Annotated in this window: 22 protein-coding genes; 13 read left to right on the top strand and 9 right to left on the bottom strand. The window is 69.1% G+C overall.

Features of this window, described 5'->3' with window-relative positions:
- Positions 1-168: 168 nt before the first annotated feature.
- The gene (locus tag ACFYYB_RS37820) at positions 169-2,676 is read right to left on the bottom strand and encodes a 4Fe-4S dicluster domain-containing protein (RefSeq protein WP_389442333.1); all 2,508 of its coding nucleotides are present in this window, start codon (positions 2,674-2,676) and stop codon (positions 169-171) included.
- Positions 2,677-2,851: 175 nt separating this feature from the next.
- Positions 2,852-3,322: a sugar transferase gene (locus ACFYYB_RS37815; RefSeq protein WP_389442330.1), complete on the bottom strand. Its 471-nt coding sequence runs from the start codon at positions 3,320-3,322 to the stop codon at positions 2,852-2,854.
- A 274-nt stretch (positions 3,323-3,596) separates the two neighbouring features.
- Between ACFYYB_RS37815 and dnaK the strand changes: the two genes are divergently transcribed.
- From dnaK to ACFYYB_RS37795, 4 genes are read left to right on the top strand one after another with little or no spacing between them, the layout of a single operon-like run.
- Entirely contained in the window at positions 3,597-5,444 is a 1,848-nt protein-coding gene (gene dnaK, locus ACFYYB_RS37810; RefSeq protein ID WP_389442328.1) for a molecular chaperone DnaK, read from the top strand.
- Positions 5,444-6,121 (top strand): nucleotide exchange factor GrpE, encoded by a 678-nt coding sequence (gene grpE, locus ACFYYB_RS37805; protein ID WP_389442326.1) that lies wholly within the window; start codon positions 5,444-5,446, stop codon positions 6,119-6,121. Before dnaK ends, grpE begins: the two co-directional genes overlap by 1 nt.
- Positions 6,122-6,181: 60 nt before the next feature.
- On the top strand, positions 6,182-7,369 hold the full coding sequence (gene dnaJ, locus ACFYYB_RS37800) for a molecular chaperone DnaJ (protein WP_389442323.1): 1,188 nt from the start codon (positions 6,182-6,184) through the stop codon (positions 7,367-7,369).
- 1 nt (position 7,370) lies between these two features.
- Positions 7,371-7,823: a heat shock protein transcriptional repressor HspR gene (locus ACFYYB_RS37795; RefSeq protein WP_266879781.1), complete on the top strand. Its 453-nt coding sequence runs from the start codon at positions 7,371-7,373 to the stop codon at positions 7,821-7,823.
- A 126-nt stretch (positions 7,824-7,949) separates the two neighbouring features.
- Here ACFYYB_RS37795 and ACFYYB_RS37790 read toward each other — a convergent pair whose 3' ends face one another.
- Entirely contained in the window at positions 7,950-8,984 is a 1,035-nt protein-coding gene (locus tag ACFYYB_RS37790; protein WP_389442320.1) for a helix-turn-helix transcriptional regulator, read from the bottom strand.
- Positions 8,985-9,266: 282 nt separating this feature from the next.
- On the opposite strand from ACFYYB_RS37790, the gene ACFYYB_RS37785 reads away from it, so the two are divergent.
- Complete coding sequence (locus ACFYYB_RS37785; protein WP_388504736.1) at positions 9,267-9,578, top strand: (2Fe-2S)-binding protein; 312 nt, start codon at positions 9,267-9,269, stop codon at positions 9,576-9,578.
- Positions 9,579-9,777: 199 nt separating this feature from the next.
- Here the strand turns inward: ACFYYB_RS37785 and ACFYYB_RS37780 are convergent, their stop codons facing one another.
- Positions 9,778-10,224, bottom strand: a complete 447-nt coding sequence (locus ACFYYB_RS37780; protein ID WP_327305463.1) for a TIGR03618 family F420-dependent PPOX class oxidoreductase — start codon at positions 10,222-10,224, stop codon at positions 9,778-9,780.
- Between the two features lie 99 nt (positions 10,225-10,323).
- Between ACFYYB_RS37780 and clpB the strand changes: the two genes are divergently transcribed.
- The gene (gene clpB / locus ACFYYB_RS37775) at positions 10,324-12,909 is read left to right on the top strand and encodes an ATP-dependent chaperone ClpB (RefSeq protein WP_389442316.1); all 2,586 of its coding nucleotides are present in this window, start codon (positions 10,324-10,326) and stop codon (positions 12,907-12,909) included.
- A gap of 187 nt (positions 12,910-13,096) precedes the next feature.
- Positions 13,097-13,651, top strand: a complete 555-nt coding sequence (locus ACFYYB_RS37770) for a YbjN domain-containing protein (RefSeq protein WP_389442314.1) — start codon at positions 13,097-13,099, stop codon at positions 13,649-13,651.
- 13 nt (positions 13,652-13,664) lie between these two features.
- Here the strand turns inward: ACFYYB_RS37770 and ACFYYB_RS37765 are convergent, their stop codons facing one another.
- The 4 genes from ACFYYB_RS37765 to ACFYYB_RS37750 all read right to left on the bottom strand — a co-directional run bounded on the left by ACFYYB_RS37765 (position 13,665) and on the right by ACFYYB_RS37750 (position 17,261).
- Positions 13,665-14,852: a mannosyltransferase family protein gene (locus tag ACFYYB_RS37765; RefSeq protein ID WP_389442312.1), complete on the bottom strand. Its 1,188-nt coding sequence runs from the start codon at positions 14,850-14,852 to the stop codon at positions 13,665-13,667.
- Between the two features lie 91 nt (positions 14,853-14,943).
- Positions 14,944-15,357, bottom strand: a complete 414-nt coding sequence (locus ACFYYB_RS37760; protein ID WP_389442310.1) for a DUF2000 family protein — start codon at positions 15,355-15,357, stop codon at positions 14,944-14,946.
- Between the two features lie 2 nt (positions 15,358-15,359).
- On the bottom strand, positions 15,360-15,977 hold the full coding sequence (locus tag ACFYYB_RS37755) for a hypothetical protein (RefSeq protein WP_389442307.1): 618 nt from the start codon (positions 15,975-15,977) through the stop codon (positions 15,360-15,362).
- A 33-nt stretch (positions 15,978-16,010) separates the two neighbouring features.
- On the bottom strand, positions 16,011-17,261 hold the full coding sequence (locus tag ACFYYB_RS37750) for an ATP-grasp domain-containing protein (protein WP_389442304.1): 1,251 nt from the start codon (positions 17,259-17,261) through the stop codon (positions 16,011-16,013).
- 188 nt (positions 17,262-17,449) lie between these two features.
- Between ACFYYB_RS37750 and ACFYYB_RS37745 the strand changes: the two genes are divergently transcribed.
- Positions 17,450-18,673 (top strand): MDR family MFS transporter, encoded by a 1,224-nt coding sequence (locus tag ACFYYB_RS37745; protein WP_389442301.1) that lies wholly within the window; start codon positions 17,450-17,452, stop codon positions 18,671-18,673.
- Between the two features lie 37 nt (positions 18,674-18,710).
- Here the strand turns inward: ACFYYB_RS37745 and hisC are convergent, their stop codons facing one another.
- A complete protein-coding gene (gene hisC, locus ACFYYB_RS37740; protein WP_389442298.1) occupies positions 18,711-19,784 on the bottom strand; it encodes a histidinol-phosphate transaminase in 1,074 nt (357 codons plus the stop codon).
- Positions 19,785-20,253: 469 nt separating this feature from the next.
- Here hisC and asnB point away from each other — a divergent pair, with 469 nt between their 5' ends.
- The 5 genes from asnB to ACFYYB_RS37715 are packed head-to-tail and all read left to right on the top strand — an operon-like array spanning position 20,254 to position 25,846.
- Positions 20,254-22,428, top strand: coding sequence for an asparagine synthase (glutamine-hydrolyzing) (gene asnB / locus ACFYYB_RS37735; protein ID WP_389442296.1), 2,175 nt, complete (start codon positions 20,254-20,256; stop codon positions 22,426-22,428).
- Positions 22,429-22,438: 10 nt separating this feature from the next.
- Positions 22,439-23,485, top strand: a complete 1,047-nt coding sequence (locus ACFYYB_RS37730; protein WP_389442294.1) for a diiron oxygenase — start codon at positions 22,439-22,441, stop codon at positions 23,483-23,485.
- Positions 23,482-24,729 (top strand): MFS transporter, encoded by a 1,248-nt coding sequence (locus ACFYYB_RS37725; protein ID WP_389442292.1) that lies wholly within the window; start codon positions 23,482-23,484, stop codon positions 24,727-24,729. Before ACFYYB_RS37730 ends, ACFYYB_RS37725 begins: the two co-directional genes overlap by 4 nt.
- 50 nt (positions 24,730-24,779) lie before the next feature.
- The gene (locus ACFYYB_RS37720; protein ID WP_389442290.1) at positions 24,780-25,568 is read left to right on the top strand and encodes a hypothetical protein; all 789 of its coding nucleotides are present in this window, start codon (positions 24,780-24,782) and stop codon (positions 25,566-25,568) included.
- On the top strand, positions 25,565-25,846 hold the full coding sequence (locus tag ACFYYB_RS37715) for a PqqD family protein (RefSeq protein ID WP_389442288.1): 282 nt from the start codon (positions 25,565-25,567) through the stop codon (positions 25,844-25,846). The genes ACFYYB_RS37720 and ACFYYB_RS37715 overlap by 4 nt, the downstream gene beginning before the upstream one ends.
- The last annotated feature ends 1 nt before the right edge of the window (position 25,847 follow it).

Raw genomic sequence — 25,847 nt, 5'->3', positions numbered from 1 at the left:
GGGGGCGCGGGGGGCCTGGGTTTGGCTTTGGGGCGCGGCCGGGGGTGTACAAACCTGTCCTGCCCCGGCACGGGACCGACCCACCGCCCCACCCCCCCCCACCCCGGGGGGGCCCCCCCCCGGGGGGGGGGGGGCCGCTCCGGTGTTCCGTGCTGCACGGGCTACGAGCTACTTCGCCTCGGCGTCGCTCGTCGGCTCCACGGGGGTCTCCGCCGGCGCCTCCGCCTTCGGCGCGGGAGCTTCGGCCTTGGCCGGGGCCTCCGCCTCGGGCTCCGCGACGGCCTCAGCCTTGGGCTCAGCCGTAGCCTCCGCCTTCGGCTCCGCGACGGCCTTCGGCTCGACCACGGCCTTGGGCTCCGCGACGGCCTCCGTCTTGGGCTCAGCCACAGCTTCGGCCTTGGGCTCCGCGACGGCCTCCACCACCGGCTCCGGCTCCGGCTCGGGCTCCGGCTCCGGCTCCACCGGATCCGGCGTCTTCACCGATTCCAGCAGCAGCTGCGCCACGTCGACGACCGTGACGTGTTCCTTCGCCTGGCCTTCGTTCTTCTTGCCGTTCACCGAGTCCGTGAGCATGACGAGGCAGAACGGGCAGGCGGTGGAGACGATGTCCGGGTTCAGGGACAGGGCCTCGTCGACGCGCTCGTTGTTGATGCGCTTGCCGATCCGCTCTTCCATCCACATCCGCGCGCCACCGGCGCCACAGCAGAAGCCCCGCTCCTTGTGGCGGTGCATCTCCTGCTGGCGCAGGCCCGGCACGGCCGACATGATCTCGCGCGGCGGCGTGTAGACCTTGTTGTGCCGGCCCAGGTAGCACGGGTCGTGGTACGTGATCAGCCCGTCGACCGGGGTCACCGGCGTGAGGCGGCCCTCGTCGATCAGGTGCTGGAGCAGCTGCGTGTGGTGGATGACCTCGTACTCGCCGCCCAGCTGCGGGTACTCGTTCGCGATGGTGTTGAAGCAGTGCGGGCAGGTGGAGACGATCCGCTTCGCCGACTTCGGCTTCTTCGTCTCCGGGTCCTCGTCGTCCTCGCCGAACGCCATGTTCAGCATCGCGACGTTCTCCTGCGCGAGCTGCTGGAAGAGAGGCTCGTTGCCCAGGCGGCGCGGGGAGTCACCCGTGCACTTCTCGTCGCCGCCCATGATCGCGAACTTGACGCCCGCGATGTTCAGCAGCTCCGCGAAGGCCTTCGTGGTCTTCTTCGCCCGGTCCTCCAGGGCGCCGGCGCAGCCGACCCAGTAGAGGTAGTCGAACTCGGAGAGGTCCTCCGCGTCCTTGCCGATGATCGGGACCTCGAAGTCCACCTCCTTGGTCCACTCGACGCGCTGCTTCTTCGCGAGGCCCCAGGGGTTGCCCTTCTTCTCCAGGTTCTTGAGCATCGTCCCGGCTTCGCTCGGGAAGGCGCTCTCGATCATCACCTGGTAGCGCCGCATGTCGACGATGTGGTCGATGTGCTCGATGTCCACCGGGCACTGCTCGACGCACGCGCCGCAGCTCGTGCAGGACCACAGGACGTCGGGGTCGATGACCCCGTTCTCCTCGGCCGTGCCGATCAGCGGGCGCTCGGCCTCGGCCAGAGCCGCCGCCGGGACGTTGGCGAGCTGCTCGGGCGTCGCCTTCTCGTTGCCCTCCATGTCCTTGCCGCCGCCGGCCAGCAGGTACGGGGCCTTGGCGTGCGCGTGGTCGCGCAGCGACATGATCAGGAGCTTGGGGGAGAGGGGCTTGCCCGTGTTCCAGGCCGGGCACTGCGACTGGCAGCGGCCGCACTCCGTGCACGTGGAGAAGTCGAGGATGCCCTTCCACGAGAACTGCTCGACCTGCGAGACGCCGAAGACGTCGTCCTCGCCCGGGTCTTCGAAGTCGATGACCTTGCCGCCGCTGGTCATGGGCTGCAGGGCGCCGAGCGCGACCGCGCCGTCGGCGTTGCGCTTGAACCAGATGTTCGGGAAGCCGAGGAAGCGGTGCCAGGCCACACCCATGTTGGTGTTCAGCGAGACGACGATCATCCAGATCAGCGAGGTGCCGATCTTGATCATCGCGGTGAAGTAGATGGCGTTCTGGAGCGCGCCGAGCGACATGCCCTTGAAGGCCAGCACCAGCGGGTACGAGACGAAGTACGCCGGCTCGTACGAGTCCACGTGGTGGATCGCGCCTTCGAGGCCGCGCAGGCACAGGATCGCGAGGCCGATGGTCAGGATGATGTACTCGACGAAGTACGCCTGCCAGGCCTTCGAGCCCGCGAAGCGCGACTTGCGGCCGGCCCGCGAGGGCAGCGACGCGAGGCGGATCCCCATCAGGACGAGGATGCCGAGCACGGTCAGCAGGCCGATGAACTCGGTGTAGAACTCGAACGGCAGGAAGCCGCCGATGATCGGCAGCACCCAGTCGGCCTGGAAGAGCTGGCCGTACGCCTGCACCAGCGTCGGCGGCAGCGTCAGGAAGCCGATCGCGACGAACCAGTGCGCGAAGCCGACGAGGCCCCAGCGGTTCATCCGGCTGTGCCCGAGGAACTCCCGGACCAGGGTGATCGTTCGGGACTTCGGGTCGTCCGTACGGCTGCCTGCCGGTACGGGCTGACCGAGCTTCACGAAACGGTAGATCTGCGCCACGGCTCGGGCGAGCAGCGCGACGCCGACCACGGTCAGGACCAGCGACACGATGATCGCGGCGAGTTGCATGGGAGGGCTCCTCGGGCGGGACTTACTAAGCGGTAACTTATCCAGTCAAGGCTTGAGGTTACCCAGTCCCGACGCCGCAATGTAGCCGAGCGCGCGGTGATCTGCGTCGCTCGCCCCCGCCGTGACGGGCCGCGCCGCCGCAGGGGCCCCGCCGTGTCCGCGCCCGGGCTCCGTCTCAGGGCCGCCCGTGCCGCCAGGCCGCCCGCGGGGTCTGCGCGAGGATCGCCAGGTCCATCCCCAGCCAGTGGTTCTCCACATAGTGCCGGTCCAGCAGGTCCATCTCCTCCCACGGCAGGTCCGAACGCGCGCTCACCTGCCACAGCCCGGTCATCCCGGGGCGTACGAGGAGCCGCTCGGGCCGGTCCGACGCACTGTTCCCGGGGCGCGGCCCGACCAGCGACATCTCGCCCCGCACCACGTTGAGCAGCTGCGGCAGTCCGTCCAGGGCGCACCGCTCCAGCGCCGCCCCGACCCGCCCCTTGCCGACGCGCAGCCGCCAGGCCCGGTACGGCCGCCCGGCCAGACCGGCCGCCGGCTCCCGTACGAGGACGCCCGCGCCCTGGGTCGCGTACAGCAGCCCGGCGGTCAGCAGCAGCGGTACGAGGAACACCCCGAGCAGGAGCGCCGCTCCGGTGAGGTCGAGCACCCGCTTGGCCGACGGCCTGGTCGGCCAAGGCCAAGTTCCAGGCCGCGGCCATGGTCCCGGCCGGGCGGGGAGCGCGAGCAGCTTGTGCATGCCAGCACGGTGCCGTACGGCTCCGGCGGTGCGCGGGTGCCGCGCGGCCGTGGTGCCCCGAATGGCGCCCCTGAGCGTAAGCGCAGCCTAAAGGTTGAGCCCCCTCGACTCACCTCTGTTGACACCGTCGGAGCGGTGATGCACTCTTGAGTCTGTTCCACTCAAGTCAGCTGGAGGAATCAAAATGGCACGTGCGGTCGGCATCGACCTGGGCACCACTAACTCCGTCGTCAGCGTTCTGGAAGGCGGAGAGCCCACCGTCATCACCAACGCCGAAGGCGCCAGGACCACGCCGTCCGTCGTCGCCTTCGCCAAGAACGGCGAGGTCCTCGTCGGCGAGGTGGCCAAGCGCCAGGCGGTCACGAACGTGGACCGGACCATCCGCTCCGTCAAGCGCCACATGGGCACTGACTGGAAGATCAACCTGGATGGCAAGGACTTCAACCCGCAGCAGATGAGCGCCTTCATCCTGCAGAAGCTGAAGCGCGACGCCGAGGCGTACCTGGGCGAGAAGGTCACGGACGCGGTCATCACCGTCCCGGCCTACTTCAACGACTCCGAGCGCCAGGCGACGAAGGAGGCCGGCGAGATCGCGGGCCTGAACGTCCTGCGTATTGTCAACGAGCCGACCGCCGCCGCCCTGGCCTACGGCCTCGACAAGGACGACCAGACCATTCTCGTCTTCGACCTCGGTGGCGGCACCTTCGACGTGTCGCTCCTCGAGATCGGCGACGGTGTCGTCGAGGTGAAGGCCACCAACGGTGACAACCACCTCGGTGGCGACGACTGGGACCAGCGCGTCGTCGACTACCTGGTGAAGCAGTTCCAGAACGGCCACGGCGTCGACCTGTCCAAGGACAAGATGGCGCTCCAGCGTCTGCGCGAGGCCGCCGAGAAGGCGAAGATCGAGCTGTCCTCCTCCACGGAGACCTCGATCAACCTGCCCTACATCACGGCTTCCGCCGAGGGCCCGCTGCACCTGGACGAGAAGCTCACGCGCTCGCAGTTCCAGCAGCTCACCGCTGACCTGCTCGACCGCTGCAAGGCTCCGTTCCACAACGTCATCAAGGACGCGGGCATCAACCTGTCCGAGATCGACCACGTGGTCCTGGTCGGCGGCTCCACCCGCATGCCGGCCGTCGCCGAGCTCGTCAAGGAGCTCACCGGCGGTCAGGACGCCAACAAGGGCGTCAACCCGGACGAGGTCGTCGCCCTCGGCGCGACCCTCCAGGCGGGCGTTCTCAAGGGTGAGGTCAAGGACGTCCTGCTCCTCGACGTGACCCCGCTGTCCCTCGGTATCGAAACCAAGGGCGGCATCATGACCAAGCTCATCGAGCGCAACACCACGATCCCGACCAAGCGGTCCGAGATCTTCACGACGGCCGAGGACAACCAGCCGTCCGTGCAGATCCAGGTCTACCAGGGCGAGCGCGAGATCGCGGCGTACAACAAGAAGCTCGGCATGTTCGAGCTGACCGGCCTGCCGCCGGCCCCGCGTGGCGTCCCGCAGATCGAGGTCTCCTTCGACATCGACGCGAACGGCATCATGCACGTCACTGCCAAGGACCTGGGCACTGGCAAGGAGCAGAAGATGACCGTCACCGGCGGCTCTTCCCTCGCCAAGGACGAGGTCGACCGCATGCGCCAGGAGGCGGAGCAGTACGCGGACGAGGACTCCCGTCGCAAGGAGGCGGCCGAGTCCCGCAACCAGGGCGAGCAGCTCGTCTACCAGACGGAGAAGTTCGTCAAGGACAACGAGGACAAGGTCCCGGCCGACGTCAAGGACGAGGTCGAGGCCTCCATCGCCGAGCTGAAGGAAAAGCTCAAGGGCGAGGACGCCGCCGAGATCCGCACCGCGACCGAGAAGCTCGGTGCCGTCAGCCAGAAGCTCGGCCAGGCGATCTACGCCGACGCCGGTGCCCAGGCCGCCGGTGGCGCGCCGACCGGTGACGCCGGCCAGGCCGACACCAACGACGACGTCGTCGACGCCGAGATCGTGGACGACGAGAAGCCGAAGGGCGGCGCTGCCTGATGTCGGAGGAGACCCCGGGCTTCGACGAGAAGCCCGAAGTCCCCGCCGACGGCACGCCTGACGACGACGCCGCCGAGCCGAAGGCCGCAGCTTCCTCCAAGGAGGAGGCCGCGGCCCCGGCCGGGGACTCCGCAGCAGCACGGGGCGTTCAGGAAACGGCTCTGCTGGCCCAGCTGGACCAGGCCCGCACCGCGCTCGGCGAGCGCACCGCGGACCTCCAGCGCCTCCAGGCGGAGTACCAGAACTACCGCCGCCGGGTGGAGCGGGACCGGATCGCCGTCAAGGAGATCGCGGTCGCGTCCCTCCTGACGGAACTCCTCCCGACCCTGGACGACATCGGCCGGGCGCGGGAACATGGCGAGCTGGTCGGCGGCTTCAAGTCGGTGGCCGAATCGCTGGAGACCGCCGCGGCCAAGATGGGCCTGCAGCAGTTCGGCAAGGAGGGCGAGCCCTTCGACCCGACGATCCACGAGGCCCTGATGCACTCGTACGCACCGGACGTCACCGAGGACACCTGCGTGGCGATCCTGCAGCCGGGGTACCGGATCGGCGAGCGTACGATCCGTCCCGCGCGGGTCGCGGTGGCCGAGCCCCAGCCGGGCGCGGCGCCGAAGTCCGAGGCGGCGGAAGGCGAGTCCGCGTCGGACAAGGACGCGGATGCCCCCGACAAGGGCTGACGCTGCGGCGCCCTTTGCACGACACGCAGGACAAGAAGCGCGAGAGGAGGGACACCGGGGATGAGCACGAAGGACTTCGTCGAGAAGGACTACTACAAGGTCCTCGGTGTCCCGAAGGACGCCACCGAGGCCGAGATCAAGAAGGCGTACCGGAAGCTCGCCCGCGAGTTCCACCCGGACGCCAACAAGGGCGACTCCTCGGCCGAGGAGCGCTTCAAGGAGATCTCCGAGGCGAACGACATCCTCGGTGACGCCAAGAAGCGCAAGGAGTACGACGAGGCCCGCGCCCTGTTCGGGAACGGCGGCTTCCGCCCCGGTCCCGGCGGGGGCGGCGGCTCGTTCAACTTCGACCTCGGCGACCTCTTCGGAGGCCAGCAGCAGGGCGGCGCGGGCGGCGGCTTCGCCGGCGGCGGCCTGGGCGACGTCTTCGGCGGCCTGTTCAACCGCGGCGGCGCCGGCCCGGGTGCGGGAACCCGTACCCAGCCGCGCCGCGGCCAGGACATCGAATCGGAGGTCACCCTCTCCTTCACGGAGGCGGTGGACGGGGCCACGGTCCCGCTCCGGATGTCCTCGCAGTCCCCGTGCAAGGCCTGTTCGGGCACCGGCGACAAGAACGGCACGCCCCGCGTGTGCCCGACCTGCGTCGGCACCGGCCAGGTGTCCCGCGGCAGCGGCGGCGGCTTCTCGCTGACCGACCCCTGCGCGGACTGCAAGGGCCGCGGCCTCATCGCCGAGACCCCGTGCGACATCTGCAAGGGCAGCGGGCGGGCCCGCAGCTCCCGGACCATGCAGGTCCGGATCCCGGCGGGGGTCTCCGACTCCCAGCGGATCCGGCTGCGGGGCAAGGGAGCTCCGGGCGAGCGCGGCGGCCCGGCCGGTGACCTGTACGTGGTCGTGCACGTGGACGCGCACCCGGTCTTCGGCCGCAAGGACGACAACCTCACGGTGACCGTTCCGGTGACCTTCGCGGAGGCGGCGCTGGGAGCCGACATCAAGGTCCCGACCTTGAACGGCCCCTCGGTGACGCTGAAGCTGCCCCCGGGCACCCCCGGCGGCCGCACGATGCGGGCCCGCGGCAAGGGAGCGGTCCGCAAGGACGGCACCCGCGGCGACCTGCTCGTGACGGTGGAGGTCGCGGTCCCGACCGAGCTGAACGACAAGGCCCGCGAGGCCATGGAGCTGTACCGCGAGGCGACGGAGTCCGAGGACCCGCGCTCCGCGCTGTTCGAGTCCGCGAAGGGAGCATGACATGGACGGCCGCCGTAGGAGCCAGTACCAGCTCACCGATGAGACCCCGGTCTACGTGATCTCGGTGGCCGCCCAGCTCTCGGGCCTGCATCCGCAGACGCTGCGCCAGTACGACCGCCTCGGCCTGGTCTCCCCGGGCCGCACGGCCGGGCGCGGCCGGCGCTACTCGGCCCGTGACATCGAACTGCTCCGCACGGTGCAGGCGCTGTCCCAGGAAGAGGGCATCAACCTGGCCGGCATCAAGCGGATCATCGAACTGGAGAACCAGGTCGCCGCGCTCCAGCAGCGCGTGGCCGAGCTCTCGACGGCCGTCGACGGCGCCGCCGCCGTTCTCCAGCAGCGCGAGGCCCAGGTGCACGCCTCGTACCGGCGCGACCTGGTCCCGTACCAGGCTCCGCAGCCGGGCAGCGCCCTGGTCGTCTGGCGGCCGGCGCCGAAGCGGCCGCTGGGCTGAGCGAGCGCACGCACGCGGAGGCCCCGCCCGAACCCTTCACGAAGGGTCTGGGCGGGGCCTCTGTGCGTGTCTACCGGCCGTGGCCGCCCGCAACCCGTCCCGGTCCGTCCCCAGCCGTCAGCGGGGCTACGGCAGCCCCTCGGCGTCCGCGGGGCCCGAGTCGTGCAGGATGCCGGACTCGGCGATGAGGTAGCCCAGCTGGGCCCTGCTGCCGCTGCCCAGGGCGGTGGCCAGTTTGGCGATGTGCGCGCGGCAGGTGCGTACGTTCATGCCCAGGCGCCGGGCGATGGCCTCGTCGACGTGCCCCTCGATGAGGAGGTGGGCGATGGAGCGCTGCACGCCGGAGATCCCGTCCGGGCTGTGCGTGTACGTGACCTTGTCGTTCAGCGGCACGGCCCTGCGCCACAGCTGCTCGAAGACCTTGATGAGGTACTCGATCAGCCCCGGGTGCCGCAGTTCCAGGGCGACGCGCCGATCATGGCTCGCGGGGATGAAGGCCACGGTACGGTCGAAGATCATGAGACGCTCGATGAGCTCCTCCAGTGTGCGGATCTCGACCTTGCCCGTGGAGATCCTGTCCACATAGGCGAGCGTGCCCTGGCTGTGCCGCACGGTGTGCTGGTAGAGCGTACGGATCTTCACCCCGCGGTCGATCATCGGCGAGGCGCGCTCCAGGGACTGGCTGAGGCTGAACGTCGGCCGGGCGCCACCCGGCTGGACGGTCAGGGCCTCGGTGTGACACTCGGAGGTGGCCAGGTCGATGGCGGCGTTGATCTGGTCGAATCCCTCCAGCACCGTGATCGCGTGGGTGTTGGCGGGGCTCCGGGCGCTGAGGGCGAGGAACGGCTCGAAAGCGTCGGTGAGATCCACGGCGGTTCGCCGCCGGTCCTGGATCTCGCGTTCGATCGGGTGGAGCCGCTGGGCGAGCGCCACGGACGGGGGAACCGCGCGCAGTTGGTTCGCGTCGTCCGGGTCGGGGCGCAGCAGAGCGAATTCGAGCAGGCAGGGGGCGTTCTTCACTTCACCGCGGGCGACGCGGCCGGTGCTCAGGGCCGCTGCGTAGAGCCGCGTTCCCTCGGCGCACATCTCCGTGACGGGGTGGTGATGTGTCGGGTTTGTTGTGCTCTGCGGCAAATCTCCACCCCCCAGGGTCCTGAACATGTAAGAACATGATGCATCGTCCCTGTGGCACTGACGTGCCTGAATGAGCCATCGTCTGTCAGTGCGGGGGAGAAGATTCCATCAAGTGAGGACGAAGCCGACCATGTATAAGAGAATGCTTCGCTCGGCGCTTGCCGTTGTTTTCTCCGTCGCCGCGATTTTTGGGGCAGTCGCCGCTGTCAACGGGGGCACGGGAAGCGCTGACACCAGTGCGAGCACGTCCGTCGAGAAGAAGGTCGGGAACGACTTCGGCTGGGACACCATCCCTGCGCAGGTTTCCTGATGACCCCCGACGACCACGGATTCCGCCGTGAGATGGCATCGGCCTACCGCTCCGGCTGGCAGTTCATCGATCTCACCAGTGCCATTCCTTACGCCGGTGACTCGCTGAAGGTCACCCTCTTCGGCCAGCCCATCATCGTGGTGCGGGAAGAGGACGAGGACGTCCGCGCCTACCGCTGTCTGCGTCGTCCCCGGGGCGCGCCGCAGCCCGTCCGCTGCGAGATCCGGTACGGCATGGTCTTCGTCAATCTGGACCAGCGTGACCACCAACTTTTCGAACCCGACTCCGCCGCCACCCCCCGCAGTGCCTGAAGCGATTCCCCTGTCGTCGCAAATCGCTCAGGTGCTACCCCCCACACAGCGGCGCCATCGTGGACCTGACCACGATGGCGCCGCTGTGATGTTCGTGTCCAGTGCTTGAACCGGACGTAGTTGAAGGGGACCCGGCCGAACGGGACGTGGTCCAACGGGACCCGGCCGTACGGGACCCGGTCCGGCGGGGCCTGCGCGACTACGCGCGCCCCATCGCCCGCTCCAGGCTGATCTCCACGACCACCCGGTCCGGGTTCGGCGAGGGCGTCCGCCCGTACCGCTCCGCGTAGCGGCGTACCGCCTCCGCGACCGAGGCCTCGTCGTCACGGACCACCGCGCGGCCCTCCAGGGTCGCCCAGCGCCGCCCCTCCAGCTGGCACACCGCCACCCGGGCCCCGCCCTGCGGGCCGCCCTGCGACGCCAGCACGTTGCGGACCTTCTTGCTGTGCTTGTTGCTGATCACCCGTGCCAGCCCGGCCTCCGGGTCGTACGTCACGCCCACCGGGACCACGTGCGGGCTGCCGTCGGGCCGGTGGGTGGTCAGCGTGCAGATGTGCCGCTCCCGCCAGAAGGCGAGGTACTCCGGCGTCGGGTTGAGTACGTCTTGGGGCGGGCGGGCCGTGCCGGCCGGGCTGGGAGTCGACATGCGCGAAGGGTACGTCCCTCCACCTTGAGTGGAATAGACTCAACTTTGTGCAGGTTACTCATGTAAAGCACACACAGGAGAGGAAGGGAGAAGGCGCACGTGGATGCCGAACTGACCAACCGGAGCCGGGACGCGCTGAACGCGGCCACGACCAGGGCCGTCAAGGACGGGCACGCCGACCTGACGCCCGCACACCTGCTGCTGGCGCTGCTCGCCGGCGAGGACAACGAGAACATCACCGACCTGCTCGCCGCGACCGACGCCGACCAGGCCGCCGTACGCGCCGGAGCGGACCGGCTGCTCGCCGCCCTGCCCAGCGTCACGGGCTCCACGGTCGCGCCCCCGCAGCCCACCCGCGAGCTGCTCGCCGTACTGGCCGAGGCCGACGCGCAGGCCGGGAAGCTCGGAGACGAGTACCTCTCCACCGAACACCTGCTCATCGCCCTCGCCGCCAAGGGCGGTGCGGCCGGCGAGCTCCTTTCAGCCCAGGGCGCGACCGCGAAGAAGCTGCGCGAGGCCTTCGAGAACGCAAGAGGAGGGCGGCGGGTGACCACCCCCGACCCCGAGGGCCAGTACAAGGCCCTGGAGAAGTTCGGCACCGATTTCACGGCGGCCGCCCGCGAGGGCAAGCTCGACCCCGTCATCGGCCGCGACCACGAGATCCGCCGCGTCGTCCAGGTGCTCTCGCGCCGGACCAAGAACAACCCGGTGCTCATCGGCGAGCCCGGCGTCGGCAAGACGGCCGTCGTCGAGGGCCTGGCCCAGCGCATCGTCAAGGGCGACGTCCCCGAGTCCCTGAAGAACAAGCGGCTGGTCTCCCTGGACCTCGGCGCGATGGTGGCCGGTGCCAAGTACCGCGGCGAGTTCGAGGAGCGGCTCAAGACGGTCCTCTCGGAGATCAAGGCCAGCGACGGCCAGATCATCACCTTCATCGACGAGCTGCACACCGTCGTCGGCGCGGGCGCCGGCGGGGACTCCTCCATGGACGCGGGCAACATGCTCAAGCCCATGCTGGCCCGCGGCGAGCTGCGCATGGTCGGCGCGACGACCCTCGACGAGTACCGCGAGCGGATCGAGAAGGACCCGGCGCTGGAGCGGCGCTTCCAGCAGGTGCTGGTGGCGGAGCCGAGCGTCGAGGACACCATCGCGATCCTGCGCGGGCTCAAGGGCCGCTACGAGGCCCACCACAAGGTCGTCATCAACGACAGCGCGCTCGTCGCCGCCGCCACCCTCTCCGACCGCTACATCACCTCCCGCTTCCTGCCGGACAAGGCCATCGACCTCGTCGACGAGTCCATGTCCCGGCTCCGCATGGAGATCGACTCCTCGCCGCTGGAGATCGACGAGCTCCAGCGCTCGGTCGACCGCCTGCGCATGGAGGAGCTGGCCCTGAACAACGAGTCCGACGCCGCCTCGCGCGAGCGCCTGGACAAGATCCGCAAGGACCTCGCGGACAAGGAGGAGGACCTGCGGGGCCTCACCGCCCGCTGGGAGAAGGAGAAGCAGTCCCTCAACCGGGTCGGCGAGCTCAAGGAGCGCCTGGACGACCTGCGCGGCCAGGCCGAGCGCGCCCAGCGCGACGGGGACTTCGACACCGCCTCCAAGCTCCTCTACGGGGAGATCCCGGCCCTGGAGCACGAGCTCGCGGAGGCCACCGAAGCCGAGGCCGAGGTCTCGCGGGACACCATGGTCAAGGACGAGGTCGGCCCCGACGACATCGCCGACGTGGTCGGCGCCTGGACGGGCATCCCGGCCGGCCGCCTCCTGGAGGGCGAGACCCAGAAGCTGCTCCGCATGGAGGAGGAGCTGGGCCGGCGCCTGATCGGCCAGGGCGAGGCCGTGCGCGCCGTCTCCGACGCCGTGCGCCGCACCCGCGCGGGCATCGCGGACCCGGACCGGCCGACCGGCTCGTTCCTCTTCCTCGGGCCCACGGGCGTGGGCAAGACGGAGCTGGCCAAGGCCCTCGCCGACTTCCTCTTCGACGACGAGCGGGCCATGATCCGCATCGACATGTCGGAGTACGGCGAGAAGCACAGCGTGGCCCGCCTCGTCGGCGCCCCGCCCGGCTACGTGGGCTACGAGGAGGGCGGCCAGCTGACGGAGGCCGTCCGGCGCCGCCCGTACAGCGTCGTCCTCCTGGACGAGGTCGAGAAGGCCCACCCCGAGGTCTTCGACGTGCTGCTCCAGGTCCTCGACGACGGCCGCCTCACGGACGGCCAGGGCCGCACGGTGGACTTCCGCAACACGATCCTGATCCTGACCTCGAACCTGGGGAGCCAGTTCCTCATGGATCCGTCCACAGGTGTGGACGAGAAGAAGGCCCGGGTCATGGACGTGGTGCGGGCCTCCTTCAAGCCGGAGTTCCTCAACCGCCTGGACGACCTGGTGGTCTTCTCCGCCCTGAGCGGGGCCGAGCTGGCCCACATCGCCGAGCTCCAGATCGGCCGCCTGGCCCAGCGCCTGGCGGAACGCCGCCTGATCCTGGACGTCACGCCGGAAGCCCTGGCCTGGCTGGCGGAGAAGGGCAACGACCCGGCGTACGGCGCCCGCCCCCTGCGCCGCCTGATCCAGACGGCCATCGGCGACCGCCTGGCCAAGGAGATCCTCGCGGGCGAGGTCCGCGACGGCGACACGGTCCGCGTCTCGGTGGCGGGCGACGACCTTCTGGTCGGCAAGGCGCTGTAGCGACCCGGCGGTAACAAGGCGCTGCAATCCGGCGCAATACCGCCTCAGCCGGGCCTCGGAATCGCCGGGGCCCGGCTTACCGGGGCCCTACTCCTGTCCGCCCGGAGCGGATCGTGGCTGCGGGGGTGGACACGGGGTGGGCGCGATGGGGGAGGATGGCGGCATCCGCACGAAGGGAAGTCACACGGTGAGCATCGACCCGGCCTCGATTCCGAACTTCGGAGGGCAGCAGCCCGATCCGCAGGCCACTGGACCGGCGGGCCCCGTCGTCCCCGACCAGGACCTGGTCAAGCAGCTCCTGGAGCAGATGGAGCTCAAGTACGTCGTCGACGACGAGGGTGACCTCGCGGCGCCGTGGGAGGACTTCCGCACGTACTTCATGTTCCGCGGCGAGGACGAGCAGCAGGTCTTCTCCGTGCGGACGTTCTACGACCGCCCGCACAAGATCGACGAGAAGCCCCAGCTCCTCGAGTCGATCGACGACTGGAACCGCCGCACGCTGTGGCCCAAGGTCTACAGCCACACGCACGACGACGGCTCCGTCCGCCTGATCGGTGAGGCGCAGATGCTGATCGGCACCGGCGTGAACCTGGAGCACTTCGTGTCCTCCACGGTCAGCTGGGTCCGCGCGTCGATCGAGTTCGACAAGTGGCTCGTCGAGCAGTTCGGCCTGGAGAAGGAAGTCGACTCGGCGGCCGACCAGAAGGACGGCGAAGAGGGCGGCGACAGCGAGACCAACTAGGTCTTCGCGGTCCCTACGGCGCCACCCCGGACACGAGCAGCAGGTACGGCCCGTACGCGTACGAGAGCCCGGCCAGCACCCCGGTCACCACGACCGCGGTGCGCGGCCGGGCTTTCGCCATGAGGGCCGCCGCCGGCAGCAGCAGCGCGAACGCGGGCAGCAGGAAGCGCGGCTTCGATTCGAAGAAGCCGGCGCCGCCGTAGGTCATCACCAGCAGTACGCCGGTGTACACGAGCAGCGGCAGCGGGATCCGGCGGTCGGCCGCCAGCAGCCCGGCCAGCACCAGCGCCGCCACCAGCAGGACCACCGTCACGACCGTGGCGAGCTCCACGCTCCCGGGCGAGCCCAGCGCGTGCCGGGCGGAGCGCAGCGCCCCGGCGCCGAAGTCGAAGCGCGAGCCCCAGCCGCTCTGGACGGCGAAGTAGCCGCCGAGCGGATCGTCGCGGTGCACGCCGACGAGCAGGACGTACGAGGCCCAGCCCACGGGCGCGACCAGCCCGGCGGCCCACACCCGCGCGGGAGCGCGGCCCCGCCGCCGGCAGATCTCGTAGGCGGCGGCCGCCGTCACGGCCGCGGCCACCGCGATCCCGGTGGGCCGGGTCAGCCCCGCGAGGACGGCGAGCCCCGCCGCCCACCCCCAGCGGCCGCGCAGCAGCGCGTACAGGGCCCAGGCGGCGAAGGCGGTCAGCAGGGGCTCGGTGTAGGCGAGGGTCAGCATGAGGGCGTGCGGCAGCGCGGCCCACAGCGCGACGAGCAGCACCCCGGCGCGGGCCCCCAGCAGGTGCTCCCCGACCCGGTACACCCCCGCGGCGGCCGTGCCCGCGGCGATCCAGGCGACGGCCAGCGCGGCGACGGTCAGGGAGCCGGGCAGCACGAGGGAGGCGCAGCGGATCAGGACGGGGTAGAGCGGGAAGAACGCGGAGTCGCTCTGCACGGACCCGATGCCGGGGTAGATCTGGGTCCGGCCGTAGCCGTGCTCGGCGATCCGCAGGTACCAGACGGAGTCCCAGGACTCCCCGAGCACCCGCAGGGGGCCGCGCCCGCTCCACCAGGCCGCCACGGCCACCGCCAGCACCCCGACGGCGCGCACGGCCGCGTACACGCCGAGTGCGAGGAAGACCCCCGGCACCCGGCCTGCCCGGCCGGCGCGCCGCCGGGGCGGTGCGCCGCTCGACAGCGTGTGAGTCGCCTGAGTCGCCATGCGTCCCGACCTTCTGGGGGCTCGCCCCCGGTCGGAGCCGCCACGATGGAGACACCCTACGAGGGCGAAGCCCGGTGGACCGTGGGGATGGTCATCCGCGGTAGACGCTGAAGCGCTTGGTCAGGGTCCGGACCAGCTCGTGTTCCCCCAGTACGCCGACCGCGCAGACGTCCAGTGAGCCGGGCTCCGCCTGGGCGATCAGGTCCCGGTAGGACTCGAAGGAATTGCTGAGCGACCGGCCTTGGGTGGTGAACAGCACGGTGGGCAGTCGCTCGGCCCGGGCGGCCTGGGCGAGGGCCGTCAGATGACTGCTGCGGCCTGAGAGCACCAGCGTGTTGAAACGGATGCCGGCGTGCAGCGCCTTCTCGGCGTCGAGCACGTCGTCCGCGTAGATCCGGTCGTCGAGCCGGGCCAGTTGGCCCATGACGATCGCCGAGGCATTGGCGACCGCCCCCGCGTCCAGGGACTTGTCGACGGCGATGGCCGTGCGCAGGAGGATGGACATCTCTACGGGTTCCTCCGCTCGAACACGACGAAGCTCATCGGCGTACCGGCCGAGAGTACCTCGATGGTTTTGAGGCCGTAGTGGTCGGCGCAGGTCTGGTTGGTGATGGCGGCCGCCGCCCGTGGATCGTCCAAGGCACTGCGGCACGCCGCGCTGTTGGACGTGGCCTGCACCGCGTCCAGCGTGCGGTTCTCGACACCGGCCTCGAACAGGACCCTGGTCGCCGGGTGGTAGTGGACGATGTCGAAGCGGGGGAGGGCCGCATGGTCCTCGGGAGCCGCGAGGACCATGTCGGGCAGGGTGCCGATGAAGGCCTCGACCGCGCGGAGCTGCGGGTCGAAGAAGAACGACCGGATCTCCGGGTACGCGCCGGCGACGAGCAGGGCGTCGTGCCGGCCCTCCTTCACCGTCGCGGCGGCCAGTTCGAACGACGGGTAGCCGAGCAGCCGGCCCGCCCGACCGTGGGTCGCGGCCCATCGCATGCCCACGGTGACACTGCAGGTCAGGCCGGCGGGGTCGTCCGCGAGCGTGGCGACCGAGAGGTAGCGCGTGGCGGGGGTGATGTCCGTGGAAAAGGCGGCGATCTGCCGGTAATCAGCTATCTGCGCAACCACGGTCACTTCCCCCTCGTATAGGAGTGGGAAAGGGGATACTTACTGATCGATTTCATAGAAACTCGCCCCGTCGATATATCGGATCGTCCCCATGTCGCGGTGGACGATCTCTTCCACTTCATGCATAAGGTTAATGATTACGGGATAGGTCATGTCGTTCACGGTCGGCACGATCTGGTCGCCCGGCCGGACGAGCTCCCACATTTCCCGGAAACTCTCCAGCGAGGAGATCCGGTCGAGGCCGGAATATCTCGCCAGTTTCCCGGTGGTGGGTGAGATGAGTGCCACCCAGGCGAAGTGCCGGTCGATTTCGTAGGGCTCGCCCCTGCGGGCGAGAAACCGCCGGGGCCGGACGTACGAGTCGACGGCCCAGTCGAGCTGGGACTCGCCGGTGGCCAGCTGTGCGTAATGCGGCAGGTCACCGCCGGACAGCCGGGCACCCGCCTCGATGAGACAGGGGCCCTTCGGGGTCATCTTGAGTTCGACGTGCGCCGGCCCCTGCCGGATGCCGAGGGCGTCCAGTACGGCGAAGGCGTACTGGACCAGTGCCTCCTGGACCTCGCCCCGGCGCGGCACGATGTAGCAGGCCCCCGACAGGTCGGTGATCCCGTTGACGGAGTACCGGGAGCTGCGCCAGATCTCGGCCGCGTGGTGGTGCCCGTCGAGGCTGGCCGTGTTGACGATGTACTCCGCACCCACCAGGTATTCTTGGGCGAGGACCGCCGTATTGGTGGCCGAAAAGATGTCGTCGGAGCCGATGATCCGCCGGAAGGCCGCGGCCGACTCCTGCGGGGTGTCGCAGAAGGCGACGCCGTCCCCGCCCGCGCTGCGCAGCGGCTTGACGACGATGCGGCCGCCGGTCTCCCGGTGCCACCGCACCAGTTCGGCCTCGGTCTCGGCACGCAGCTGCCGTGCGGTGAGCAGGCCCGCGGCATGCGCCGCCTCGGCCATCGAGGCCTTGTCCCTGCGGGTCTCGCTGCGCCGGGTGCCGTTCGACGGCAGTCCGAGCGCCTCGCCCAGGATGTCGGCGAAGGCCACTCCGTATTCACCGCCGGCCATCACGGCGACCGGCCGGTACGGGGCGAGCTCCTTCAGGGTCCGGTCCAGATCGCCGTCGTGCACGATGTTCGCCGCGTAGTTGTCCAGCGCGGGGCTCGAAGAACGGTATACGGCGGGCGGCTCGGGTGAGCTCTGGATCCGGACGCACGGAAATCCGGCCCGGATGAATGCGGGTGCTATGTGGCGAGCGGTCTGCGGTACGCCGTGCGAGGCCGTCTCATATGTGTCCACAAGGACGACATGCGGCTTCCCCGCCGCGTGAGAATTAGTTCCCAACGTCTCCCCCGTTGTCAGTCTTGATCATGTGTATCCTTCGTCGTTCTCGCGAGTCCCGTCAACCTTCCATCTCACTATCTGGCACCGAATCCTCGGGCGTCCGACTCGACAGTCGAGTCGTTATCGTGCAAGGATTCCCGGCCATGTGGACCAAGCAAGAACCCGTTACGGACGGGCGGTCATCAAAAGCCCAGACCAGATTCGGCGGTCTTCCCGGACCTTTCTGGATTCTCTGGTCGGGAACCCTGATCAACCGCCTCGGCACGATGGTTATCCCTTTTCTCTCCTTTTATCTGAGTCGTGAGCGGGGGCTGTCCGCCACGGAGATCGGCGCCGTGCTCGCGGTGCTGGGAGTGGGAGGGGTTCTCTCCCAGCCGATCGGCGGAGTGATCGCGGACCGCTGGGGCCGGCGCGTCGCACTGACCGGCGGCATGCTGGCCACGGGCGGGCTCATGCTGGCCCTCGGCTATGCCGGGAGCACCCCCGTCGTCATCGTGGTGGTGTTCCTCCTCGGCATCGCACTGGACCTGTTCCGGCCCGCGTCCCAGGCGATCGTGGCCGACCTGATCCCGCCGGAGGGACGCCCCAGGGCGTTCGGGATGCTGCTCTGGGCGGTCAACCTGGGATTCGCCCTGTCGATGGCGCTCGGCGGGGCACTGGCCAGGGACGGGTTCCTCACGCTGTTCTGGATCGATGCGCTGAGCTGCGCCGTCTTCGGTGTCCTCGTCTGGCGTGGCGTACCCGAAGGGCCCACTCGCCGGGAAGGCATCGACCGGGGCCGGGTGGCCGACGTCCTGCGGGACCGCGTGATGCTCATCTTCGTCTCCCTGACCCTCCTGTGTGCCTTCGTCTTCATGCAGGCCCTGACCACGCTGCCCCTGGCGATGGAACGACAAGGGCTGGCCACGTCCTCGTACGGCCTGGTCATGGCCCTCAACGGACTGACCATCGTGGTGCTCCAACCGCTCATCGGGCACCGGCTGGGGAGCTTCGACCGCACGCACGGGCTCGTCCTCGGCATGGTGCTGATGGGCGCCGGCAACGCCGCCACGGCCTGGGTGTCGACAACTCCCGGTTATGCGGGAGCGGTTGCCGTCTGGACCGTCGGCGAGGTCCTGCTGACCTCGATCGGATCCGCCCTGGTCGCCGATCTGGCACCGGTGCACCTGCGCGGCCGGTACAACGGGCTGTACGGACTGGCCTGGGGGCTCGGTTCGTTCACCGCGCCGCTCGGCGGTACCCATCTGCTGGAGGCCGGGGCTTCCGTGCTCTGGTACACGTGCGCGGCCCTGTGCGCTCTGGCGGCCGTCGGACAGTGGGCCCTGCGCAACCCGGTTCGCCGCAGGCTCGCGGCGGACACGGGCTGATTGGACGGCGGCCCGTCGCGGCGGAACGCCCCGCGCGTCAGCGGACCGTTTCCTTGTGAAAACGCTCGGCGGCGAAGAGGAAGCGGTCGTTCGCGGTCCGCTCGCCGATGCTGATCCGGACGCCCTCGCCGTCGAACGCACGCACCAGAACTCCCTCGTCCTCGCAGGCCTGCGCGAAGGCGGCCGTGCGTTCGCGGGTGGCGAGCCACACGAAGTTGGCGTGCGACGGCGGCACGGCCCATCCCTGCTCGGTCAGCGCCGCCGATACCCGGTCCCGCTCGGCCACGAGCGCGGCCACGCGTTCGCGCATCGGTCCGTCCGCCTGCAGCGCGGCGACGGCCGCGTCCTGGGCGAACCGGCTCACCCCGAAGGGCACGGCCGTCTTGCGCAGCGCCGCCGCGACGGGTTCGTGTGCCACCGCGAATCCCACGCGCAGTCCGGCCAGTCCGAACGCCTTGGAGAAGGTGCGCAGGACACAGACGTTGGGCCGGCTGCGGTACACCTCGATTCCGTCGGGGAAGTCGCCGTCCCGCACGAACTCGATGTATGCCTCGTCGAGGACCACGAGCACGTCCGGGGGAACCCGGTCGAGGAAGCGCTCGAGCTCCGCCCGGCGCACGATGGTTCCGGTGGGGTTGTTGGGATTGCAGACGAAGACCAGTCTGGTGCGCTCGGTGATCGCGGAGGCCATCGCATCCAGGTCGTGCACCGCCCCGGTGGTGAGCGGGACCCGCACCGAGTCGGCTCCCACGATCCGGGTCAGCACCGGATAGGCCTCGAACGACCGCCAGGCGAACAGGACTTCGTCTCCCGGTTCGGCGGTCGCTTGCAGCAGCTGCTGGGTGACCCCCACGGAACCGGTCCCCGTCGCGATGTGCGACGTAGGCACACCGAGGTATTCCGCGAGTTCGTGGACGAGCTCCCCGCAGGCCAGATCGGGATAGCGGTTGATGCCGCCCGCACCGGCGAGGGCCCTTTCCAGTACGCCGGGAAGCGGAGGGAAGGGGTTCTCATTGGAGGAGAGCTTGTACACGGAGCCGCCCTGCGCACCGGAGGCCGCGACGGAGCGCCCCGGCCGATAGCCGCGTATCGACTCGAGTGCCGGCCTCATTCGGGGTGCCTGCTCGCCCACTTGCACTGCCTCCTCGGTTCACGCCAACGATGAACGGCCACGGTGCTCGGGCCTTGTGTTCCGTTCGGGGCAATCCCAGTTCTCCCGAACGACGCTGACCGTACGACACCCGGCGCCGTTGCCGGAACTCCCACCCCCTCTTCCGGCCACTGAGGCCGACGTGTTCGGTCAGGAGCGAATCCCTGGCCTTGCGGGCGGCAGTCGTGTTTAGCTCCTCTCACCGGAAAGGCCGGGCCGACAAGCCCGGTTGATTCGGAATTATTTGATAGAGAGGTGATTTCTCATGCTGAAGTACTCCAAGCCGGCCGCCAAGACGGTCTCGCAGGGCACCATCCTGCGCACCAACACCTGAGATTAGTCAGGTAGTTGTAGGTGTGCATGCCCCTTTCAAGGGCATGCACGCCTTACCTGTGTTACCTCACGCCGGGTGCGCGCGAACGTAAAGGGAATGGACATGTGTGGTCTCGCGGGCATTGCCCGGCTTGATGGGCAGAACCTTGGCCAGGGAACTGATTCCCTGCTGAACGAGCTCGCCGACATAATGCATCACCGGGGACCGGACGACCGGGAGTTGCTCCGCAACGGACCGGTGGGTCTTGCCTTTACCCGGCTTTCGCTCGTGAATCCCGCGGACGGCAGTCAGCCGTTGGTCAGTGACGACGGAAACCTTGTGCTGATCGCCAATGGCGAGGTCTACAACCACAAGGAACTCGCCGCAGCGCTTCCCTCCGGCGTCAAGCTCAAGACCGGCTCGGACTGCGAGGTCCTTCTCCACCTCTACCGCCGGCACGGTCTGGACTTCCTCCGTGACGTACGCGGCATGTTCGCCGTCATCCTGTGGGACCGCGCCAAGGGTCAGCTGATCCTTGCCCGTGACCGGTTCGGCATCAAGCCCCTCTACTACCACCGCAACCGCGAGCGGATCGTCCTGTCCTCGGAGATCAAGGGGTTGTTCGCCGATCCGGCGACTCCCCGCCGCTTCCTCTGGGAGGAAGCGCTCACGAGTCCGACGATGGCCGCCGCACCGCGTTTCACCGCGCCGCAGATGTCCACGTGGTTCGAGGGCGTGGAGAGCGTGCCGGCGGCAACGATCCTCCGCATCGACCTCCAGGACGGCCGGACCACGCAGCACCGCTACTGGGAACTTCCCGCCGAGCGGGACGATGCGGCCGGAGCGGATTCCCTCGTCGAGCAGTACGGCGAACTGCTGCGGGAGTCCGTCCGGGAATGTGCCACGGCGGACACCGAACTCGGGCTCTTCCTCTCCGGCGGCATCGACTCGGCGAGCGTCCTCGCGATGGCCCTCTCCGAGGTCGACGAGGTGCACACGTTCACGGCTCTGTCCGGAGGAACGCGCCTCAACGGAGACGCGGAACACGCCCACTGGCTCGCCCGCGAACTCGGCGTCCACAACCACCAGGTCGTCTTCGCGCCCGACCACGTGCCCACTCCCGAGGAATGGACGCGGCTGCTCTGGCTGACCGAGACGCCCATGACCGGCCCCGAGATCTACTACAAACATGAGCTGCACCGGTTCGCCCGCACCGAGCGCCCGGAACTGCGCGGCATGCTCCTGGGCTCCGCCAGTGACGAGTTCAACGGCGGATACTCGGACGACGTCGGCGGCGACTGGGGCAGGTTCCTGGACAACCTGAAGGGCATGGACCGCGAGACCCGGCTCGATCAGCGGCCGGAACTGCGGGCCTGGTGGTCCGGCGGCACGTCGCTGATCTCGGACGGAGCCCTGGACGGCATGCGGGACCGGGGGACCACGGACGTCTACCGCGCCTACATCGAGTCCGAATACCGCAAGGTCCAGCAGTACAACGTGTGGCACGAGGACAGGACCGCGGCCGGCAGCGGCATCGAGGCCCGCGTTCCGTTCCTCGACCACCGGCTGGTCGAGCTGAGCGCGAGCATCCCGGACCGCCTGCGCCCGCGGCTGCTGTGGGACAAGCGCATCCTGCGCGACTCGGTGAAGTCCCTGCTTCCACAGCGGATCGCCGAACGGACCAAGGGCCCGTTCTTCTACGGCCCCGGAACCCACTACGCCTACCGCATGCTCGTGAACCTGATGCGGAGCAATGACCACGAGCTGGTCGAGCGGGCGCTGTCGGCTCCGGGGGCGGACGCCTACCTCGACGCGGACGCGGTCAGGCAGCAGCTCGCCCACTTCGGCAGCGGCGACACGGACTCGGCGTCCGTGGAACTCCTCATGCGCGTGGTGAACATGGGCCTGCTCTCCGAGATGGTGGAGAACCCGCCGATCCTCGAGAAGCTGTCCGCCGGCGCTCCGCGGACCGCTCTCCCGAGCGGTCAGGACCCGATCGCCACGACAGCGGACCTGTTCGCCCCCGTCCGTGAATACGGCCTGGACCAGATCCCCGCCCTGGCCGAGGACGCCCTCCTGCTGTCGGACGAACGGGGAAACTGGTACCTGACGGCTCAGGGACAGATCGAGTTCGTCCTGGAGGACGGGACCCCGATCCTCGCCGCCCTGCGCCTCATGGACGGCAGTTCCACGCTTGCCGCGGTCCTCGGTCAGGCGGGCGTGACCTTCGACGACGTCAGTGCGGAGCTGGACGCCCTCTTCGAGCAGCGCTTCCTCTCCACCGTCGGCTGAGGGCGGCCCCGTGTACCTGCGCGCGTTCAAGGAGCAGCTCGTGGCCGGGCCCGTAGGGGCCAGACCCCGTGCCGGGGAGTACACCAGCCGCTTCGAGCGCTGGGACGCCCTGGCGAGCGTGCGCAGGAGGCCCCGGCGGGAGTTCGAGGGGGAAGGGACCGGAAGCCTCTTCTTTCCGCCGGAGCTCTACCCCGTGGTCAAGCACCCGATGGTCGCCTCCCGCGGGGAAGCCGTGGTCAGGGGGCTGCTGCTGCAACGGCTCTACGACTACCTCGACTTCACGACCGAGCTCGAGAACCTTGCCGTCATCCCCGTGGCGACCAAGATCAGTCGTGGCCGTTCAGGTTTGGGTTTGCCCGAGCACATGAGAGCGGATGCTCACAAGATAGTCACGGACGAGGCCTGGCACGCCCAGTTCTCGGACGACTTCGTCCGGCAGATCACCAGCTCGACGGGCTGTCCGCGCCTGGGCGTGGAGGGTTCCGAGGGACCTTCGTTCGTCACGAGACTCGACGAGCTGCGCGAGCGGCTGCCCCATGCCCTCAGAGGGGTCGAGGCGCTTCTCTTCGCGATCGTCAGCGAGACGCTGATCTCGGGCATCCTCTCGGACATTCCGAGGGACGACCGGCTGCCGTCCCCCGTGCGGGAGCTCGTCCGTGACCACGCCGAGGACGAGGGTCGCCACCACGTGTACTTCCGCTCCGTACTGAGGTACCTCTGGCCCGCGCTGACGCCTTCGGAACGACGCGCCGTGGGCCCCCTCGTTCCCGGAGCGATCCACGCGTTCCTCGAACCGGACTACGGCCGGGCGGCGTCTCACCTCGCCGGCATCGGCCTGAAGCGCGAGGAGATCGATCAGGTCATCTCCGAATCCTGGCCGGCCCACGAGGTGCGCCGGGACATCTCCGGGGCGGCGTCCCAGCTCACCCGCTATTTCGCCGAGGTGGGTGCGCTGGACGACGTCCGGACGCTGAGCTCATTCGAAGAAGCGGGGCTGGTCGGCATCGTCCACGAGTCCGAGAAGGCCGGATACGTACCGAGGGAGGTCACGGCGTGAGCACGGCAACAGCGGTTCCACCCAAGTCCGATGCGGCCCAACTGTTCTGGAAGTACTGGCTGGCGACGACGGTCAGCGAGGTGGGCTCGGCCATGACCGCGGTGGCCCTGCCCCTCGTGGCGGTGATGGCCCTCGACGCGACGGTGCTGGAGACGACGCTGCTCGCCGCCACGAGCCAGGTGTCCTGGCTGATCCTTTCGCTGCCCGCCGGAGTCATCGTCCAGCGCGTTCCCCTGCGGAGCCTGCAGGTGACCCTGGACCTCGTGCGACTGGTGGCGATCGGCTCCGTACCCGTGGCCTGGTGGCTGGGGCAGCTCACCTACCCCCACGTGCTGCTGGCCGCCTTCATCAGCGGTTTGGCGACGGTGCTCTTCGCCATCGGGAACACGACGTTCCTGCCGGCCATCATCGAGAAGGACGAGCTGAGCTCCCGGAACAGCCTGATGTCGGGCACCCTCGCGGTCACCCAGACCGGGGGACCTTCCCTGAGCGGCCTGCTCATCCAGCTCACCGGGCCGGTCGGCGTCCTGGCCATCGACGCCGTCAGCTTCCTGGTGTCGGCCATCACCCTGCGGACCCTCCCTGAGCGCAGGCCATCCGCAAAGCCGCAGGCCAAGCCCCTCCAGCTGATTCGTGAGGGCTGGAACTTCGTCGTGCGTCACCCCGTGATGCGTCCGGCCATGATCTACGCGACGCTGATGAACCTCGTGAACGCGGCCCTGGTCGCCCTGACGCCCCTGTACCTGGTGCGGGAGGTGAAGGCATCGGCCACCGTCGTCGGCCTGGTGATCGCCATGGACGGGGTGGGTGCGCTGCTGGGCTCGGCCGTCGCGACGAAGGTGTCCCGACGCGTGGGCACCGCCCGGGCCATGATCCTCGCCAGCGCCTTCGGAGGAACACTGGCGTTGGCCATTCCCCTGACGACGTCGATGACGAACATCTCCTTCTACGGCCTCGGCATGGCCGGCTTCTCCTTCGGCGCCGTCATCGGCAGCATCATGGCCAGGACCCACCGGCAGACGGACTCCCCTCCGGAGCTCCTGTCCCGGGTGATGGCCACGGTCCGCTTCATCTCGTGGGGCGCACTGCCGGTGGGCGCCGCGCTGAGCGGCGTGCTCGCGTCGGCCACGGGGCTGAGGACCGCGTTGTGGATCACCTGCGCGGGTACCCTCGTCGCACCCTTGACCCTCCTGCTGTCCTCGGTAGGTCGTCGACGTGAGCTGAGCGATGAGCCTCGGGGCTGACGATCGTCCGGCATCGGGAATTGGTACGTGATCCTGTGAAAGGCCATGGAATGCAGAAAGTAGCGACGGGCGACTGGCTGGCGACCCTCGAATCGAGGAACCTGCTGCCCGAAGGGACCCTGGCGGCGTATGTCGTCGGCTCCACCGCCCGCGGGTGGGACAACGCGCGCAGTGACTTCGACATCTATGTCGTCCTCAATGCCGATGAATTGCCGAATACGCCCAATTCGATTCCCCTGCCGCTTGACCCTCCGTTCATCCGGAGCGAGGTGTTCTTCGAGTCCGGGAAGCGCTGGGAGGTGACGTATTGGCTGGACGGCCAGATCGACCAAATACTTTCCAAGGTCTCCTGGGAAGCCTACGAAGCAGGCACCATCGCCGAGAACACCCTGGTCAAGAAGGAGGAGCAGTCGCTGGCGCGGCTGGTCAACTGCCTGCCGCTGCGCGGGGAGGACTGGCTCGAGGGGGCCAGGAAGAAGCTCGCGGCGACCGCCTTCCGATCCTTCACCGTCGTCCGTTCCCTGGTCCTCGCGGACGATGCCGTCGAAGACGCTCTGGGGCAGATGGACGAGGGTGACCTGTACAGCGCCACGATGTCCGCACGCATCGCATTCGGATATTCCATCGACGCGCTCCTCGACGGCGAAGGAGAATACGGAAGCCACCAGCCCAAGTGGCGTCCCAATCGTTTCAAAGCAGCGGCACCGTCGGCGATTTCCTTCGAGGACTACTGGAAGATCGAGACCATGCAGGAATTCGACCCGGCCGATCCCCGGCCGTGGATCACGAGGGTCCTGACCATCTGCCAGGACATCGCCATGCGCGTGGAGACCTCATGAGCGAGCAGACCACACGCGATCTCCATGCCGTTCCCCGCAGGACGCTCGGTACCCGCATACGTCTGGTCCGCGGTGACTACTGGATCGGGGGCGAGGGCGACGCGCTCCAGCTCACAGGCCCCGCCAACACCATCTTCGCCGCCCTGGACGGCCTGCGCAGCGTCGCGGGCGTGATCCAGCTCGTCGTCACCGAGTACGACGTCGAGCCGGAAGAAGTGACCGCGGACGTCTGGGAGTTCCTCGACGACCTGACGGGCAGGGGCATCGTCACGTGGTAGC

Source organism: Streptomyces sp. NPDC002886, assembly GCF_042888445.1.
Classification (GTDB): Bacteria; Actinomycetota; Actinomycetes; order Streptomycetales; family Streptomycetaceae; genus Streptomyces.
The sequence above is the reverse complement of the archived record's forward strand: the minus strand, read 5'-3'. Positions and strand labels throughout refer to the sequence as shown.